We start from the raw sequence: 16867 nt of genomic DNA on the forward strand, positions 1-16867 counted from the left end.
TTTCTATCACCCGACCACGGAAGAGGGGGGTGCCGTTGGAGCGTGTTTGACCATGGGCTAATCTATGTACACAACACAGCGGGGAGGCCCGAAAGAAAGAGGGCCGAGCCGAAGATGTCCGAGTGGCGGAATGGCAGACGCGCTAGCTTGAGGTGCTAGTGCCCTACTAATGGGCGTGGGGGTTCAAGTCCCCCCTCGGACACAAAATCGCGTGAAATTTCCCCATCGCAGTGAGTACTTGAACACCGTATCGCGACGGCCCTTCGGCCGTCGCGATCGTTGGTGTCTGCAGAGGCGTTCTCCCCTGATGTGCGCTGGTCACCGGGGTGGTGGCCATGAGTGAGCAGATCGTCACCGGCCTGGTGCCGCCCGTGGTCACCGACCATGGCTCTCCGGCCGAGGCGGGGAGCGGGCAGTGTCGTGGCCTGCCTTTGCCGGTCATCACCCGGCGCCGTGAGCTGCCGGTGATCTACGACATGGTCCGGCTGGACTCGTCCGGCCGGGTCTCGGCCACCCCGGTCTTGCACGCCCTGGAGTGGCAACCCGGCCAGAGCCTGACCATCCGGGTCACCTCGGGAGCGGTCGTGCTGCAGCCCGATCCGGGCGGAATCCACCGGCTGCCCAGCACACCGCAGATCATGATCCCGGCCACAGCAAGAGCCTCCTGCGACATCCGCACCGGCGACTCGGTGCTGCTGGTCGCCGACCCGCAGCGGGACATGCTGCTGGTCGACCCTCTGACGGCCGTGGACGAAGCCCTGAAGCAGCGTCACGCCATGGTCTGGGGCGGTGAGCCGGCATGACCGAGAACAAGATCACATCAGGAGCCGGTCCGAAGGAGATCGAAGCAGCGAAGCTGCTGCTCGGGCGCCTCGGCGTCTCGGTGGACGACCTCGTCAGCACCCCGTCCACAGGGCCGCTCGCTCCGACCTTCGCCGAGTACATCCCCAAGGTCGCAGGCGCGGTCAGCGCCGGCACCCGGCGCGTGTACAGCTCCTACTGGAAACGCGTGGAAGCAGAGTGGGGCCAGCGGCGGCTGGACGAACCAACAGCGCTGGAGATCAAACAGCTCGCCGAGAAGACCCGCAGCCAGGTGGTCATCCGCCGCAACGCCCGCGGTGGACGCGGCGCCGCCGAACACCTCATCGCCGCCCTGCGCTGCCTCTACAACCACGCCGTGGCCGACGAGCTGATCAGCGAGACCGACAACCCCGCCAAGAAGGTGCCCAAGCCGCGCCGCTTGCCCACCACGCGCCGCGGGCTGCCGGACTCCCGGCTGGAGGAAATCAACCACATCGCTGCCACCACCGGTAACGATCCGGTGCTCGACAGCCTCATCCTCCGGCTGCACACCGAGACAGCCTGCCGCCGAGGCGGAGCACTGGCCCTCACACCCCGGGACCTGGACCCCGACCTCTGCCTGATCATGCTCCACGAGAAAGGCGAGACCGTCCGCTGGCAACCGGTCTCCCCCACCCTCATGACCCATCTCCGCGAACACGCCGAACAACGCGGCGCCGCCACATCCGGCGGACAACTCCTCCGCTACGCCAACGCAAACCCCATCACCAAACGACGCTACGACCACCTCTGGACCCGACTCGGCAAACACCTCCCCTGGGTCGCCACCCAGCAAATCAGCATCCACTGGCTCCGCCACACCACCCTGAAATGGGTCGAACGCAACTTCGGCTACGCCGTGGCCCGCGCCTACGCCGGCCACACCGACAACAACAACGGCGACGGCGGAAGCACCACCACCTACACCCGAGCCGACATCCGCGAAATCGCCGCCGCACTCGCCGCACTCACCGGAGAACCCCACCCACTAGCCACCTAAGCACCAACAACCAACCAACGCGGGAGGCCCGGAAACCAACCGGGCCTCTCGCCTTTTCCCGAACGCATCGACCGTGAGCTCTATAAAGAACCCACGACAACCGGCAAGTCGACGCGGGGCTTTGCGACGCCATCGGATACCCGGCCCGAGCAGTGGGCTGTTGCTGTGGCCTTAATCCGTCTGGGCGCTGGTGGTCGTAGTGGTGTTCGCCGTGAACTGGATAGTCGGCTGATCGTTTCAGGGAGGACAGCAACACCCTCACCATCTGAGCGCCCCACGGCCAGGACTACGTCCCGCTCCTGTGAGGTGGCGAAGCAGCCTCAGGGAGGCTCACTACCTGGCTGAATCTCACGTCTGTCTGTGCTATCCCTAGATTCGACAAAACCACCTATACCTCGATGTGGGGAGCGAGCGTGCCGATCGACCGCGGCCTCTTGGACCGTGCAGACATCACCAACGCCGTTGAGCTCGAGCTATCGTCGCGCAACAGACTGTTGCCTCCCCGCCTGGATGACGCAGCATTCGCCCAGAATCTGTCGGCGGTGGAGACCTGGCTGCGCCCTCAGCTGCGACGCGGTCCTTCCGGAAGACACGCCAGTGTCGTGTTCGCGGACAAGGGTTTGCGCGGCGCGCGACCATTGCACGTCATGGCCCTGCAAGACAGGGTCTTGTACCGGGCGCTCGTGGAACTCATCAGCGACGCGCTGCCGGAACAGTTGCGCAGCCGGGGACCGATCGAACAGTTCCGGAACGCGCCACTCGACGTCCCTGGAGTGGAGTACATCAGCAAGACCGACGTGACTTCCTACTACGAGTTTGTCGACCACGACATGCTGTGCGCCGAGCTGATTGCCCAAACCGGCGAGGAGCTCGCCACCGACGCACTGGCCGATCTGTTGGCTTCGGTCCTCGGCCGCCGCGTCGGACTGCCGCAAGTGCACCATGCCAGTGATTTGCTGGGCGACGTCTACATCGACCCAGTTCGCAGACGCCTCCTCCGCCAGGGCACCACCGTGTTTACTTATTCTGACGATTTCCGGATCAGTTCCCCTTCCCTAGGCGACGCTCGTGCTTCGCTCGAAGCATGCGCGATGGAGGTACGAGCCCTCGGCCTGGTACTCAACGAGCGCAAGACCTACACATACGGCGCGGAAAACTACCGGAGTTCCCTTACGTCGTTTGCCGACGCGGAGCAGCGCCTGTTCGCTGGCGGTGAGTCGGCCGCCCCGCTCGGCGGTTTGGGGTTCCTGGGCCCGGATTATGGCGACGAGGGCAGTGCCCCTGCGACGCTATTGACACCTGGCGGCACGCTTCTGGACCGCGTCGAGGAGGACGAAGCGCTTGCCGCGAACTACAGCGAAGCGTCCGAAGACATCGACCCTCGACGTCTACGAGCTGCGCAGCGGGCGTTCGAACTTTGGGAGAGAGAGGACGAATCCGAAGAGGTGCAGGCTGCGCAGGAGGCCGCGATCACTCAGTCTCTGCTTGGCCGCGCCTTGCCGACGCTCGGTGCGGCCGGCAACTCCCGTCCACTGAGCTCCCTGCCAGCGCTGCTCCGCTATGAGCCCGCCCTCACTCCTCAGGTCGCAGCATACCTGGATGCATACGGGCAGAACGGCCAGCGTGAGCGTGCCGATCTCCGTAGGGCACTTGATGACGCCGTCACCGGCAACATCCTCAGCGCATGGCAGGGAATGTGGCTAGCGCAGGCCGCTGGTGGTGTTCGTCCCTCACAACACAGACACCCCTACGAAGATTGGCTAGCCCAGTGCATTACAGATAGCCATGACGGCCTGGCCGCCACCGCTGCGGCCGCGTTGGGACGGATCCGACGGGGCGAGCCTGACCTAGTGGCGGCTGCTGTCGATCGGGTCGGGCCGGAATGGCGGCGCCTAGCGTACTCGGGCTTGATCGGCCTTGACATCACGAGAGCGGAAAGGACAGCTGACGACGAACTGGACCGGCTGCTCCTCCAGACCCTGGCACCGCGATGACCAAGCCCGTTCCGCAGGTTCCATCTGCTGAAGCCGAGGCGTCGTCGGCGTTGCTGTTCCGCACGCTTGGGGCCCATCGTGCTGCGGTCGCGGCTTTGAAACCGCAGCAACGTACCCGGCTGCGGGTAGCACCGGATGGGAATCCGGTCCAGGACAGATGCCAAGCCACACTGATCAGGCTACTGTCAATCACTGAGGCGTTCGCGTCGGACATGCTGTCACGCGAAATCAACAGAGCAGTTGCAGGTGCGCGAAGCACTGCCGCCATCAAAGTGGCTGAAGATGCCGTTATCCGCCGCACCAGCACCTGGAATGACCAGAAGAATGCCTACAAGGATTGGCTCGACGTTGACGAGGATTGGAAGGCGGTTGAGCGACTAGCTGAAGCGCGCAACGCCGTCGCCCACGGCTTAGGGAGGCTAACAAGGCACCAGCTACGGAACGAAAGGACCGAACAGAGGGTCAAGGACAGACTCAAGGCCGCAGGCATCCCACTCGACGGCGACAGAATCGTGCTCTCCGACAAGAGTCTTGCCGCAGCCGCGTCGGCATGCCGCGATTTCATCGAGAGACTCGATCTGGCAATCCAAGCCAGAGGCTGACCAACTCGCGTATGCCCACCGGGATCGCGCGCTATGGCACGGTCAATAGTGATGGGATACTGTCGACCGGTCGCGCTGGCATGGGAGACCAGGTCATCCACGGGCCCCGTGCACTCGGGTGCCGGTCCTGCTGAAGGCTCTGCGGACTGGGCGCCACCGGTCGCGCCCTGCGGTTGGCACAGTCCAGCCTTGCTCGATGTTCACGGGTTCGACAACAACGGCTTGACCGTCTCCGACACGGGCCGTGAGTAGCTCCCAAAGACGGTCACAGATACGCCGGTTGCCGACGAAGACACCGGCGTTGATTTCGCGACATGTTGAACCCGAACGCGCGCTCGTCGGGCGCAAGGCCGACACACGGCTGTTCCAGGGGTTCGCGGAACCATGTCCGCGTGCGCGAAGCCGACACGACTCACTGTCGACCACCGAACTCCACATGATCGGCAGCCGTAAAGCAATGCCCGTGCCGAGGGACCAATGCAATGAGTGAACGGTGGATACCCCCACCACCAAGCAAGTCCCAGAAGACGCCAACAAGCCTCTGACCAGGGATTATGAGTGCCCCCGGTCGGGTTCGAACCGACACTTGGACGTATCCAGCTCATCAGCGCCCATCGCGGCGAGTGCGCGGGCACGGTGCAGGGAAAGCGTGCGCAAAATATTGCGGTCGTCGGCGTGCGCGATCAAGACCGGCACGTTGGCCTTCCGGGCAAGCCGCAGATTGGTCGCGCGGGGATTTCGTTCGACCGCGACGACGGGGATCCGCAGTCTGCGCAGGTGCGTACAGAGACGGAGTCCGACCTGTCCCAGTCCGACTACGACCACATGGTCCCGGGTGGGCAGCGTGCGCCGGCCTATGAGGCTGACGCTGCGGGGCGACCGGAGCCGGTTGACGACTCCGGCGGTGAACAACGCCGTGGTGCCAATGGTCAGCAGCATCGCGGCGGTGGCGAACGCGAGGTACCAGGCTGGCGCGTCGGCGTCGGGATCGGCATCGGCAGGGCCCACAGTCGCCACGATGCGGGCGGCCGCATAAAGGGCCCGGCCAGGTGAGTGGTGCAGAGCGGTCATCGCGATGAGCCAGTCGGTGCCGAGTGTCAGCAGCAGCCCAGCCAGTCCCGCCAGGAGAATGGTGCTGGTGGTGTCGTGTGGCCTGGCTTGGCTGGCGAGGGCGTTCCGGAGCAATCCAAGCCGGGAATGTCTTGGCCGCCAAGGCGTCCTGGTCACCCCGCCCGGCGCCCGGGTGAGCGCGAACGGGCCGTTCGCGTCCTGATCGACGGCGAGGACGTCGCTAAGACACGCGCCGATGATCGACGGCACGGCGATATCCGCGGGCGAGGTGACGCGGCAGTTGGGTACGGCGCGGACGAGTTGGCCGGCGACCGTGCGATCGAACAGCGTGACGACCAGTGGTACCTCAGGGAGGAGATGCTCCACGAACAATGCGTAGCGCAGGGCGGTGACGTCACCGCGGACCAGGACGGCCACCGCGGTGACACCGGCGGAAAGTGCGGCACGGATATCTGTTTCGGCGGGCTGGAGCAGGTGGATCACGCGTTGTCCGCGTGCCCTGAGCGCGGCGCAGGTCCGGCGAGCGATCTCCAGCGAACCGATGACCAGGGTCGTATCGCCGTCTGGCTTCATGCGTTCATCATCGAGTCCGAGGAGCGTGACCACACGAAGGAGGCTGAATGTCCGCCCCTCAGCGACTGTCGGCTGGCTGGAGTCTCCTATCGAACCTGGAAGGGTTCGGGTTGGACAACACCCCGGCAACGGTCATAGTCAGGGGAAGCGCATCCGAGGCCGATAAGGGTGCGTTCGATGGGTCTACCTCGCAGTAACTGCCGCGCCGGGCATGGGCGCTAGCTTGTCGGCCTCGGCGACGGCGGCGTTCCAACTGAACTCGTTGTTGTCGCTGAAGTAGTAGTAGGAGGCGCCGTTCGGCATCATCGCGACCGTGATGCCGCCGTACCCCGACATGAACGGTACGTAGAAAGGGCTGGTGTATGCGGGGTTGTCTGCGGAGGTGAACTCCTTGCCCCAGAAGCCGTTCTGGTACTTCAGGGGCTTGGCGCCGGTGGTGGTCATACCTCGGGCCTCCGGGTCGCGTTGCATGGTGGCCGCGAGCAGTGCCGGGTCGAGTATCTGCGTGCCGTTGACGGCGCCGTGGTCGTTGTTGAGGAACTTGGCGAACCGGGCGACGGAGTCCTGCGTCCAGAACATGCCGTACCCGCCGAAGGGTGCTCCGCCGGGGCTGTTGTCGGTGCGGGAGGAGACGAGCGAGTCGGGCCCGACACCGACGGGTTCGAGCACGTCGTCACCGAGCATGTCGAAGATGTCGGCGTCCGAACCGGCCTTGTCCTGCAGGTAGTTGCTCATTGCGCGGGTGGCGAGAAAGGTGTCCGAGGTGTGGTAGACCCACTGGCTGCCGGGGCTGGCCTTACGCGGGAAAGACAGGGCGAGTCGCATCTTGTCGGCGTAGGGCTCGGCTGCGAAGAAGTCCGCCATGGTGCGGCCCGATTCGTCGGTCTCGTAGCCTGGCGAGATGTAGTTCCCGGTGGCCATGTCGAGAGTGTGGTCGAGGGTGACACCGCTCCAGGCGGTGTTGCCGGCGGTCTCGGGGATTCGGTCGGAGAGCCTCTCCTGGGCCACGGCCGGGCCGTAACGCTTCGCCAGACGCAGCATGGCTGTTCCCGCGAACGCCGACTTCGCCGTCGAATACGAAGGCAACAGCATCTGGCCGCAGAACGGGTACTCCCCTTGCCGGGTCCGGCAGTTGCCCACATAGTGCACTCCGCCGAAGTAGAAGCCGAAGGCGCTCAGCGCGGACGGCGTGATGCCGGCGCCGAACTTCGCCACGTCCACCCCACTGTCCGGGTAGTCGGTGGCCAGCGCCGAGATGGGCTTGGTCGGGAGCCGGTCCCCGACCTCGGAGGCGTACGCGTCGCGCAGGTTCTCGGCGCCGTCGATGGGGCCGGGCCGGTAGTCGGCCGGCACCTGGCCCCACATGTCGAACTGGAAGTACTCGCAGGTCTCCGTGGTGATCTGGTAGCGGACTTCGGAGACCGATGTGGCGTCGAAGAGGAACGTCAGGGCGCCGTTGTGCACGCAGTTCGCGTTGCGCTCGACGAGCGCGAACGGCAGTGAGGCGCGGGTGCGTTGGCCGTCGCCGTCCTCGTTCCACGCGCGGCCGGGTCCCACCGCCAGGTTCCATGCCTGGGTCCCCGTGTACTGCAACCCGCGCTTCGCCGGGACGAGGTGGCTACCGTTCTGCACGAGGGCGATGTCGACCGGTGGCAGGTGCCGGGTGGCCTCCGTTTCTCCATATCCGTGCGGGTCCTTCAGTGCGCGGAAGCCGCCGGTGGTGGCGAGAGCGTTGAGGGTGAGGGCGCCTTCGAAGCTGTGCGTGGGTGGCGCTGCCTGGGCGGGCAGGGCGAAGGCGCTGTCGGGCACCGTGTCGGTGGCGGTGCCCTCGGTGAGCTGGCCGGCGGTGAGTTCGGTCCGGTTCACCGCACCGCTTCCGGTGAGCGGATCGCCGGGTACGGGCACGGCTTGAGCGGACGCCGCGATCGTCGGTGGCGAGACGGTGCACAGCGCCGCGAGCACGACGGTAACGGCGGTGGCACGGCTCAGCCGTCGGGCATGGAAGCGTTTTGGCATGGTGAGTGTCCTCTCGGCCCGGCAGCAGATGCGGATATCGACGCATGCTGGGGCCCGCCGGCACCGCCGTCCAATGCCTGCCCGGTCTGATCAGGCTGCCCGCCAGGTATACGTCCAGCTCATCCGCGGGCGGTGACCTGAGGCCCGTACTGCTCGATGCAGAAGCGCGACAGCCCCGCGGCGAACGCCTCGATGCTGCGCAGCGCATAGTGGCTGGCGTCCCACGCGGCGTGCAGATGGATCTGCAGCGGCTCGCCCGCGCCGTCGAGGATCAGCAACGGGTGCAGGTCGAAGCGGGGATCGTCGGAAACCACCGCAATTCCGTGGCCCGAGGCCGCCATAGCCTGTGCGACGTGCGGGGTGTCGCATTCCAGCACGATGTCGTACGAGGCGTCCGCGTCCTGCACGGCGTGGTCCAGGATGCGTCGGGTGCCGTGCGCCGGGGTGAGGACGATGAGGGGCGCCGCGGCGAGTTCCCCGATCGTGACACCGTCCCGGTCCGCCCAGGCGTGGTCGGCCCGCACATAGGCCCACAGCGGCAGGCGCGCCACGGGCAGCCCGGCGAAACGGCGCCTCGGAGGCGCCGAGGAAATGGCTACGTCGGCGCCCCTCCCCAGGGCCTGGTACGCACGAGCCGGGCTTTCCGCTTGCACCGTGACGAGCGGATCCTCCGGTCCCCAGGTGGCCAGGAACGGCGCGATCACGTCGGTGATGGTGGTGGGCGGCGCAGCCACGGTGATCCGCATGGCGCGACCGGACGCCAGCGCTCCGACTGCGGCCTCGGCGGCGTCCGCTCGGGCGACCAGATCTCGGGCCAACGGAAGGAAGCGCCGGCCGGCGGCGGTCAGGACCAGCTGTTTGCCGCCGCGGTCGAAGAGCGTCATGCCCAACGACGCCTCCAGGCCGCGCAGTTGGCGCGACAGCGAGGGCTGGGCGACGCGGACCTCCTCGGCGGCCTTGGTGACGGAACCGGTCTCCACGATGGTCAGGAAGTAGCGCAGCACTCGCAGGTCCATGGCAGTGGCCTCTCGGAAGACGGAGCAGGCAGGACACTTGCATGCCTCAAAGGCATGCAAGTCAGCCCTAGGAAGTATTTGAAACTATAGGTGACGGGCCCCACGCTTTTCTCACCTTCGCTCCCGCCGCCCGGAGCCCACGCCCCCGGCGGCTGAACCACCGCCGACTGCTCCCGCCAGAAACCTCCCTTCGATTGGCTGGTGTTCCCCGCATGGCCCGCCCCCTGCCTCTGATCCTCGCCCAGGCGCCCGGGCGCCCGGCCGACGACCTCGCAGGCTTCACCTCCGACGTGGAGCGGCGCGTGAAGCTGCGCGCACCAGGCGCCCTCGTCGTCTACCCCGAGCTGCACCTCGGCGAGACCGCCCCAGGCGTTCCGTCCTCGCCGGAGAAGGCCGCCGAGCCGCTCGGCGGCAAACGGGACGCTGCCCTCGCCGAACTCGCGGGCGACCTGGGCATCTGGCTGGTGCCCGGCAGCGTCTACGAACGCGGCGCCGACAGCCGCGTCCACAACACGGCACCCGTCTACTCGCCGCAGGGCGAACGCCTCGCCGCGTACCGCAAGATCTGCCCGTGGCGCCCCTACGAGACGACCGCACCCGGCAACCGGTTCGAGGTCGTCGACCTCGCGGGGGTCGGCCGTATCGGACTCTCCATCTGCTACGACACCTGGTTCCCGGAGGTCTCCCGCCATCTGGCGTGGTTGGGCGCCGAGTTGATCGTCAACGTGGTGCGCACCTCGACGAGCGACCGCACGCAGGAAGTCGTCCTCAACCGCGCCAACGCCATCGCCAACCAGGTCTTCGTCGCCAGCGTCAACTCCGCCGCCCCGTCCGGGATCGGCCGCAGCCTCGTCATCGATCCGCAGGGCACGGTGCGCACCGAAACCGTCGACGCCGGCGACACCACCCTCACCGACGTGATCGACCTCGACGAGGTCGGCAACGTCCGCCGCTACGGCACTGCCGGCCTCAACCGCGTCTGGGACCAGTTCCGCCCCGGTGACGCGCCCCTCGAACTCCCGCTGTACGGGGGCCGTATCGACCCCGCCACCTGGAACCCCACAGTTTGTAACCCCGTCCCCACCACCGAGGAGCCACCACGATGAGCAGCGAGCCCCGTAACACCATGAGACTGAAGGGCGACCTGAGCCTCTTCTCCGTCGTCCTCTTCGGCCTGGCCTACATCTCCCCCGGCATCGTCGTCACCATCTTCGGCGTGGTCGCCGCCACCAGCGGCGGCGCCGCCCCGACGGCGTTCGCCGTCGCCACCGTCGCGATGCTGCTCACCGGCCTGAGTTACGCGAAGATGGCGCGCGCCGTGCCCGGTTCGGGATCCGTGTACACCTACGCCCGCAGAATGCTCGACAGCCGCATCGGCTTCCTGTCCGGCTGGGCGATGCTGCTCGACTACTTCTTCATCCCGATGGTCGGCTGGCTCATCACCGCGATCTACTTCAACGCCCAGTTCCCTGACGTACCCAAGTGGGTCTGGCTGATCGTCTCGGTGGCCCTGACCACTGGCATCAATGCTTTCGGCATGAAACTCGCAGACCGCGTCAACAAGGTCCTGATGTTCATCGCGGTGGGCTCGCTGGTCCTCTTCGCCACCCTGTGCGTCGTTTTCCTCGGCAAGCACGGCTCGTCCGCCCCGGTCACCGACTCCATCTGGAACGCCGACACTTCGATCGGCGCCATCACCGCGGCCGCCGCCATCGCCGCGTACTCCTTCCTCGGGTTCGACGCCGTCTCCACGCTCGGCGAGGAGGCCAGGGGCGGGGCGCGGACGATCGGCAGAGGCATCATCGGGTGCGTCATCGCCGCCGGCGCGATCTTCATCGTGCTGTCCTTCGTGATGCAACTCGTCCACCCGGGCGCGCTGTTCGCCGACGTCGACGCGGCCGCCTACCACCTGAAGGTGCAGGTCGGCGGCGAGACGTACGCCGAGATCATCAATTTCGTCACCATCGCCGGGTCCATCGCCTCCTGCATCGCCCTGCAGGCGTCCGCCGCCCGCCTCATGTACGTCATGGGACGCGACGGCGTACTGCCCAAGGCCGTCTTCGGCAGGTTGTCGGCGAAGACCGGCACCCCGGTCAGCAACCTGCTGTTGACCGCGGCCGCCGGTGTTGTAGCGATGAAGCTCGACCTGACCACGGCCACCTCGTTCATCAACTTCGGCGCTTTCCTCGGCTTCGCCGTGGTCAACATCTGCGTGATCGCCCACCTGGTCCGCGAGCGCCGGCGAGGCCGCAGCCTGGGCCTGTTCTCGTACCTGGTGATGCCGGTCATCGGCGGCGCTGTCTCCGTCTATCTGCTCACGAAGCTCGGTGACGTCGCGCTCCAGATCGGCGGCGTATGGTTGGCGATCGGCGTTGTCTATCTGGCCGTTCTGACCAAGGGCTTCCGCCGGCCCGCACCGGAGATGACCTTCGACGACGACACCGCGGCCACGGACACAGCCACCGCGTAGCTCCCCTGCCTCACCCGGCCCGGGCTCGTCGTGCGGTATCGCGACGCGGTCACCGGCCGGGTGAGGCGCGGCCGTACCCCCTCCGAGCTGCCCTTTGCCCTGCGTCCAGGGTCGGCTGCGAAGTCGCCGAAGGGAAGCGCGTCCATCAGCTCGCACACGGCAGACAACGCACTGCGCGGCGAACAGGTCGAAGAGGAAGGAACTTCCATGCCCCACCAGCTGCCAGACCTGGACGGCCTCGCTGCCCGCGATGCGCGCGACAACATCGCCCATCGCTACATCGGCGTCGCCGTCGACAACGGCGGCCTGGTGCTGTTCGTCCAGCGCCGGTCTGACGACGAGTTCCACCCTGGCCGGTGGGAAGTCCCGGTCGCCCGCATCGCTGTCGACGAGCACCCCATGCACGCAATCGACTGTGCGCTCACCGAAGAGACCAGGTTGGAGATCGACGAGATCACCGAGTATCTCGGCCACTTCGACTTCATTGACCGCGACGGACACCTTGCCCGACAACACACCTACGCCGTCTCGGTCACCAACGTGATGCAGCTCAGCGTCGGCGGGAATTACGGCGACCACCGCTGGGAGCTGGCCGACGGAACCACCGAAGTCGTCGATGAGTCCGTGGCCGCGCTTGTCGGCAACCAACTCGACGCCCAACCTCGACGAGAGATCGAAAACAAGGAGCCGCTGCAGTCACCGTGATACGGGAGGAGTATCGATCCTCGATGAATCATCGGGCGGCAGGGCCCCGTCGACCGCACGTTGCCCGCCGCATCCCCAAACGTCTCGCGCAAGACGCGCTCCACGGTTTCATCCAATATGGATGATGATCTGCGTTGGCGCCGATCTCGGCCGGTTCCGAGGATCGTGGCCCGGACCGCTATGCCTTGTCTGAGTCGCTCGTAGTCACCGGCTCGTCCGCCGGCGCAACGAGGCCTGACCTCCAACCAAGCCCGTTCTCCGTGGCGGTGGATGGGGCACCGGCCCGGACGGGGGCTGGGCCGGTGCCCCAAGTGGATGCGAGTCAGATCTTCATGGCCCCTTGTCGGGCACATGACCGAACTCGGTTGCCCGGGTCTCGCGGGAGATCACCAGAGCGATCACGGTCAACGCTGTCATCGCCGCGACGTAGAGCGCGACCGGCAAGGCGCTGTCGAAGAATTGCAGCAATGCGGTGGCGATCAGGGGCGCGAGCCCTCCGGCGACCACTGAGGCGAACTGGTAGCCGATCGAGGACCCGGAGTAGCGCACCCGGGTCCCGAACAGTTCGGAGAAGTAGGCCGCCATCGGCCCGTACATCGCGCCGTGCAGGACGAGTCCCACCGCAGTCGCCGCAGTGATCACGAAGAAGGAACCGGTGTCGAGCAGGCCGAAGAAGGCGAACGCCCAGACGCCGCTGCCTGCCGCGCCGGCGATGATGACGGGCCGGCGGCCCCACCGGTCCGATAACGCACCCCATAGCGGAATTGTCACGAAGTGCACGATCGATCCAATGAGGACAGTGTTGAGACCGACCGACTTGGGCAGCCCCACCGGGCCGGTCAGGTAGACGAGAATGAACGCGGTGATCACGTAGTAGGTGGTGTTCTCGCCCATCCGCGCACCCATCGAGATCAGGACTTCGCGCCAGTAGTCTCGCAGTACCTGGGCGATCGGTGCGCGAACGACCACCGAGCTCCGCCTGGCCTGTTCCGCTGCTTCGAGGAACACCGGGGACTCGGCGACGGATAGCCGGATCCACAGTCCAATAATGAGCAGCACACCGGAGAGCAAGAACGGAATGCGCCAGCCCCAAGCCAAAAACGCCTCGTCCGACTGCACTGCGGCGAGCACGGCAAGCACCCCGGTGGCCAGAATGTTCCCTCCCGGAGCGCCGGCTTGCGGCCAGGAGGCCCAGAACCCGCGCCGCTGTGGCGACCCGTGTTCGGAGACGATGAGCACCGCACCGCCCCATTCGCCTCCAAGCGCGAAACCCTGCATCAGGCGCAATGCGGTCAACAACAGCGGAGCAGCCACGCCGGCAGAGGCATACGTGGGCAGAAGCCCCATCGCGCATGTGGCGCCGCCCATCATCAGCAGACTCAGCACGAGGAGCCGCTTTCGCCCGAGCTTGTCGCCGAAGTGTCCGAACACCAGCCCGCCCACGGGGCGGGCGACGAATCCTGCCGCATAGGTGCCAAAGGCCAGCAAGGTTCCGGTCAGTGGGTCGGAGTTAGGGAAGAACAGTTTGTTGAACACCAGCGCTGCGGCAGCGCTGTAGAGGAAGAAGTCGTACCACTCGATGGTTGTGCCGACCAGGCTGGCGCCGACAATTCGGGTAATGGAGGTGCGCGAGGGAGTGGATGCGCGTGTCATGGTAGGCCGCTTCGTCGTCGGAGCAGGTTTTTCGGGGGAGGTCGGTCCGCGTGCGGTTGGAGTGCTGCAAGGCGGCCACATATGCCGCCTTGCAGCACTGGCCCGTAGCGGTGCCGGAGTGCGGTGTCGTTACCAAACCGAGCCGGGCAGCATTCGCACTGGGGAGTCGTGATCTGCTGTGCTGCGCCCGAGTTCAGTTCCGCCGGGAGCGCACGATGTGTTTCAGCCTGCGAACGGGTCCGCGATACCCGCGTAGCGGGCTTCGAGGAACTCCTCGATGCCTTCGAGGCCGCCTTCCCGGCCGAGTCCGGACTGCTTGACGCCGCCGAACGGGGCCGCGGGGTTGGACACTATGCCGCTGTTCAGCCCGAACATCCCGGAGTCGAGCCGCTCCATCAACCTCATGCCGCGGCGGAGGTCGCGGGTGAAGGCGTAGGAAACCAGTCCGTATTCGGTGTTGTTCGCGAGGGCGACGGCCTGGTCTTCCGTGTCGAACGTGATGATCGGCGCGACCGGCCCGAACACCTCTTCGGAAAGGATGCGGGCGTCCTCGCTGACACCGGTGATCACAGTCGGCGGGTAGAAGTAACCTGGACCGTCTATCGGGGCGCCTCCGGTCAGGACCTCCGCGCCCCTGCCGACCGCGTCCCTGACAAGGCCGTGCACCTTGTTCCTGCTGGCGGCGTCGATGAGCGGACCGAGGTCGGAGTCCGGCTCGGTGCCGCGGGCGGGCCGCAGCCGTGCCATCCGCTCCACGAGTTTGCGGCTGAACTCCGTGGCAACGGAGCTGTGCACGATGAACCGGTTCGCCGCGGTGCATGCCTCGCCCATGTTGCGCAGCTTCGCGAGCATCGCTCCGTCGACAGCGGCATCCAGGTCGGCATCACCGAAGACCAGGAAGGGCGCATTACCACCGAGCTCCATGGAGGTGCGTAGCACCTGTTGTGCGGAGTCGGCCAGCAGCTTCCTGCCCACCGGCGTGGATCCGGTGAAGGAGAGCTTGCGCAGCCGTGAGTCCTTGATCAGCGGTCCGGTGACCGCACCTGCCGCGGTGGTGGGGATGACGTTGAGCACGCCTGCGGGCAGTCCTGCATCCGACAGCACCTGGGTGAACAGCGCGGCGGTCAGGGGAGTCAGCGCCGCTGGTTTGAGAACCATCGTGCACCCGGCGGCGATAGCCGGCGCGATCTTGCGAGTCGCCATCGCCAGCGGGAAGTTCCACGGCGTGATGAACAGGCACGGGCCGACCGGCCGCTTGAGCACGACGAGACGGGATTTCCCGTCCGGGGCGGTTGCGAAACGACCGGAGATGCGTGGGGCCTCCTCGGAGAACCAGCGCAGGAACTCGGCACCGTAGGCGACCTCGCCGCGCGCCTCGGCCAGTGGCTTGCCCATCTCCATCGTCATCAGCAGTGCGAAGTCTTCGGCGCGAGCCGTGACGGCTTCGAATGCGCAGCGCAGCAACTCGGCGCGCTCCCGGGGTGATGTCGCCGCCCAGGACTCCTGCGCGGCTGCGGCGGCGTCCAGCGCCGCGGCCCCGTCCGCGGGGGTCGCGTTCGCCACCGAGGTCAGGACCTTCCCGGTGGACGGGTCCTCGACGTCGAAGGTCGCACCGTCCTTGGCCGGCCTCCAATCCCCATCGATGAACAGTCCTGTTCGGACATCCGCGAGGAGCTTCTTCTCTTCGGATTTCATGGCCTGGCGTTTCTCATTCCTGATCGAAGATGACGACTTGCCTGATCGCCGCGCCGTCGGCGAGGGAGTCCATGGCTTCGTTGATGTCCGACAACGCGATCCGGGACGAGATGAGTTCCTCGACAGGCAGCTTCCCCTCGCGCCACAGCTGGACGTAGGCGGGGATGTCACGAGACGGCACGGCCGAACCGAGATAGCTGCCGATGATGGTCCGCGCCTCGGCGACGAGGCCCAGCGGGGAGATCGACGCCCGCGCGTCGGCGCCGGGCAGACCGGCCGTGACCGTGCGGCCTCCGGGCGCCGTCGCCGCGACCGCAGTTTCGAAGGCGCGGGCATTGCCTGCGGCCTCGATGACGACGTCGGCCTTGACGCCCTGCGCAAGTGCCTCCTGGGGGGTGTACGACGCGGTCGCACCGAGCTTGTCGGCGAAGGTGAGCTTGTCGCGGAGCGAATCCACCACGATGACCTCGTTTTCCCCAAGGGACAGCGCGGTCAGCAGGGCGGCCACGCCGACACCTCCGAGCCCGACGACCATGATCGACTGACCCGGCTTCGGCGCTCCGGCGTTGAGCACAGCACCGCCGCCGGTGAGCACGGCACAACCGAGAACGGCCGCGATTTCGGGGGGCACGTCGCTGTCCACGGGCACGAGTGAGTGCCGGTCGACCACGGCGTGGGTGGCGAACCCGGAGACTCCGAGGTGGTGCTTGATCTCGCAGCCGTCACGGTGTAGGCGGACACCACCGTTGAGGAGAACGCCCTCGTTGTTCGCCTCGGTTCCGGGGATGCAGGGCATCTGGCCGTCAGTGGCGCAGCCGGCGCATTCTCCGCAACGCGGCAGGAACGCCATCACGACCCGCTGGCCTATGGCGACGTCCGCTACCCCTTCGCCCAGTGCCTCGACGCGGCCCGCGGCCTCGTGCCCCAGCAACATCGGCACGGGGCGCACGCGGTTGCCGTCGAGGACCGAGAGGTCGGAATGGCACAGCCCGGCCGCCTCCAGCCGCACCAACACCTCTCCGGGGCCCGGGGGGTCGAGTTCGAGTTCCGAGATCGTGATGGGGGTTGAGTCGCGGAACGGGCGCGGTCGCCCGATCTCTTCCAGAACTGCTCCGGAGATCTTCACTTCGTGTCCTTAGAGTTCCTAACAGAGGGTTTTGGTGTGTCGGTAGCAGATGATGCATGTGGCCAGGCCGAGGAACGCTTCGTGGATGTCGTCGCGGCGTTCCCAG

Annotated in this window: 14 protein-coding genes and 1 tRNA gene; 8 read left to right on the forward strand and 7 right to left on the reverse strand. The window is 66.6% G+C overall.

Annotation, left to right across the window (positions count from 1 at the left end; all coding sequences use genetic code 11):
• Positions 1-116: 116 nt before the first annotated feature.
• The 5 genes from AC07FN_RS26885 to AC07FN_RS26905 all read left to right on the forward strand — a co-directional run bounded on the left by AC07FN_RS26885 (position 117) and on the right by AC07FN_RS26905 (position 4436).
• Positions 117-202: transfer RNA gene (locus AC07FN_RS26885), tRNA-Leu, on the forward strand.
• Positions 203-335: 133 nt separating this feature from the next.
• Positions 336-803, forward strand: coding sequence for a hypothetical protein (locus AC07FN_RS26890; protein ID WP_478398139.1), 468 nt, complete (start codon positions 336-338; stop codon positions 801-803).
• A complete protein-coding gene (locus AC07FN_RS26895; RefSeq protein ID WP_478398140.1) occupies positions 800-1840 on the forward strand; it encodes a tyrosine-type recombinase/integrase in 1041 nt (346 codons plus the stop codon). Before AC07FN_RS26890 ends, AC07FN_RS26895 begins: the two co-directional genes overlap by 4 nt.
• 413 nt (positions 1841-2253) lie before the next feature.
• Entirely contained in the window at positions 2254-3834 is a 1581-nt protein-coding gene (locus AC07FN_RS26900; RefSeq protein WP_478398141.1) for an RNA-directed DNA polymerase, read from the forward strand.
• Positions 3831-4436 (forward strand): hypothetical protein, encoded by a 606-nt coding sequence (locus tag AC07FN_RS26905; protein WP_478398142.1) that lies wholly within the window; start codon positions 3831-3833, stop codon positions 4434-4436. Before AC07FN_RS26900 ends, AC07FN_RS26905 begins: the two co-directional genes overlap by 4 nt.
• Before the next feature lie 93 nt (positions 4437-4529).
• On the opposite strand, the gene AC07FN_RS26910 is transcribed toward AC07FN_RS26905, so the two are convergent.
• The 4 genes from AC07FN_RS26910 to AC07FN_RS26925 all read right to left on the reverse strand — a co-directional run bounded on the left by AC07FN_RS26910 (position 4530) and on the right by AC07FN_RS26925 (position 9112).
• The gene (locus AC07FN_RS26910; RefSeq protein ID WP_478398154.1) at positions 4530-4874 is read right to left on the reverse strand and encodes a type I-E CRISPR-associated endoribonuclease Cas2; all 345 of its coding nucleotides are present in this window, start codon (positions 4872-4874) and stop codon (positions 4530-4532) included.
• A gap of 114 nt (positions 4875-4988) precedes the next feature.
• Positions 4989-6113, reverse strand: coding sequence for an NAD-binding protein (locus tag AC07FN_RS26915; protein WP_478398143.1), 1125 nt, complete (start codon positions 6111-6113; stop codon positions 4989-4991).
• Between the two features lie 150 nt (positions 6114-6263).
• The gene (locus tag AC07FN_RS26920; RefSeq protein WP_478398144.1) at positions 6264-8096 is read right to left on the reverse strand and encodes a serine hydrolase domain-containing protein; all 1833 of its coding nucleotides are present in this window, start codon (positions 8094-8096) and stop codon (positions 6264-6266) included.
• A 119-nt stretch (positions 8097-8215) separates the two neighbouring features.
• Positions 8216-9112: a LysR family transcriptional regulator gene (locus AC07FN_RS26925; RefSeq protein WP_478398145.1), complete on the reverse strand. Its 897-nt coding sequence runs from the start codon at positions 9110-9112 to the stop codon at positions 8216-8218.
• A gap of 212 nt (positions 9113-9324) precedes the next feature.
• Between AC07FN_RS26925 and AC07FN_RS26930 the strand changes: the two genes are divergently transcribed.
• From AC07FN_RS26930 to AC07FN_RS26940, 3 genes are all read left to right on the forward strand, one after another.
• Entirely contained in the window at positions 9325-10218 is an 894-nt protein-coding gene (locus AC07FN_RS26930) for a carbon-nitrogen hydrolase family protein (protein WP_478398146.1), read from the forward strand.
• Positions 10215-11582 (forward strand): APC family permease, encoded by a 1368-nt coding sequence (locus tag AC07FN_RS26935; RefSeq protein WP_478398147.1) that lies wholly within the window; start codon positions 10215-10217, stop codon positions 11580-11582. The genes AC07FN_RS26930 and AC07FN_RS26935 overlap by 4 nt, the downstream gene beginning before the upstream one ends.
• Before the next feature lie 207 nt (positions 11583-11789).
• A complete protein-coding gene (locus AC07FN_RS26940) occupies positions 11790-12287 on the forward strand; it encodes an NUDIX hydrolase (RefSeq protein WP_478398148.1) in 498 nt (165 codons plus the stop codon).
• 330 nt (positions 12288-12617) lie between these two features.
• On the opposite strand, the gene AC07FN_RS26945 is transcribed toward AC07FN_RS26940, so the two are convergent.
• The 3 genes from AC07FN_RS26945 to AC07FN_RS26955 form a co-directional block, all read right to left on the reverse strand.
• Entirely contained in the window at positions 12618-13940 is a 1323-nt protein-coding gene (locus AC07FN_RS26945; RefSeq protein WP_478398149.1) for an MFS transporter, read from the reverse strand.
• Positions 13941-14162: 222 nt separating this feature from the next.
• The gene (locus AC07FN_RS26950) at positions 14163-15635 is read right to left on the reverse strand and encodes an NAD-dependent succinate-semialdehyde dehydrogenase (protein WP_478398150.1); all 1473 of its coding nucleotides are present in this window, start codon (positions 15633-15635) and stop codon (positions 14163-14165) included.
• 13 nt (positions 15636-15648) lie between these two features.
• The gene (locus AC07FN_RS26955) at positions 15649-16761 is read right to left on the reverse strand and encodes an alcohol dehydrogenase catalytic domain-containing protein (RefSeq protein ID WP_478398151.1); all 1113 of its coding nucleotides are present in this window, start codon (positions 16759-16761) and stop codon (positions 15649-15651) included.
• Positions 16762-16867: the final 106 nt, after the last annotated feature.

The organism is Saccharopolyspora sp. NPDC045941, from assembly GCF_056431445.1.

Coding starts and splice junctions, on each gene's coding strand:
- AC07FN_RS26945 (WP_478398149.1), bottom strand. CDS start 13,940: ATGACACGCGCATCCACTCCCTCGCGCACCTCCATTACCCGAATTGTC.
- AC07FN_RS26905 (WP_478398142.1), top strand. CDS start 3,831: ATGACCAAGCCCGTTCCGCAGGTTCCATCTGCTGAAGCCGAGGCGTCG.
- AC07FN_RS26910 (WP_478398154.1), bottom strand. CDS start 4,874: ATGTGGAGTTCGGTGGTCGACAGTGAGTCGTGTCGGCTTCGCGCACGC.
- AC07FN_RS26920 (WP_478398144.1), bottom strand. CDS start 8,096: ATGCCAAAACGCTTCCATGCCCGACGGCTGAGCCGTGCCACCGCCGTT.
- AC07FN_RS26940 (WP_478398148.1), top strand. CDS start 11,790: ATGCCCCACCAGCTGCCAGACCTGGACGGCCTCGCTGCCCGCGATGCG.
- AC07FN_RS26930 (WP_478398146.1), top strand. CDS start 9,325: ATGGCCCGCCCCCTGCCTCTGATCCTCGCCCAGGCGCCCGGGCGCCCG.
- AC07FN_RS26890 (WP_478398139.1), top strand. CDS start 336: ATGAGTGAGCAGATCGTCACCGGCCTGGTGCCGCCCGTGGTCACCGAC.
- AC07FN_RS26935 (WP_478398147.1), top strand. CDS start 10,215: ATGAGCAGCGAGCCCCGTAACACCATGAGACTGAAGGGCGACCTGAGC.
- AC07FN_RS26895 (WP_478398140.1), top strand. CDS start 800: ATGACCGAGAACAAGATCACATCAGGAGCCGGTCCGAAGGAGATCGAA.
- AC07FN_RS26950 (WP_478398150.1), bottom strand. CDS start 15,635: ATGAAATCCGAAGAGAAGAAGCTCCTCGCGGATGTCCGAACAGGACTG.
- AC07FN_RS26925 (WP_478398145.1), bottom strand. CDS start 9,112: ATGGACCTGCGAGTGCTGCGCTACTTCCTGACCATCGTGGAGACCGGT.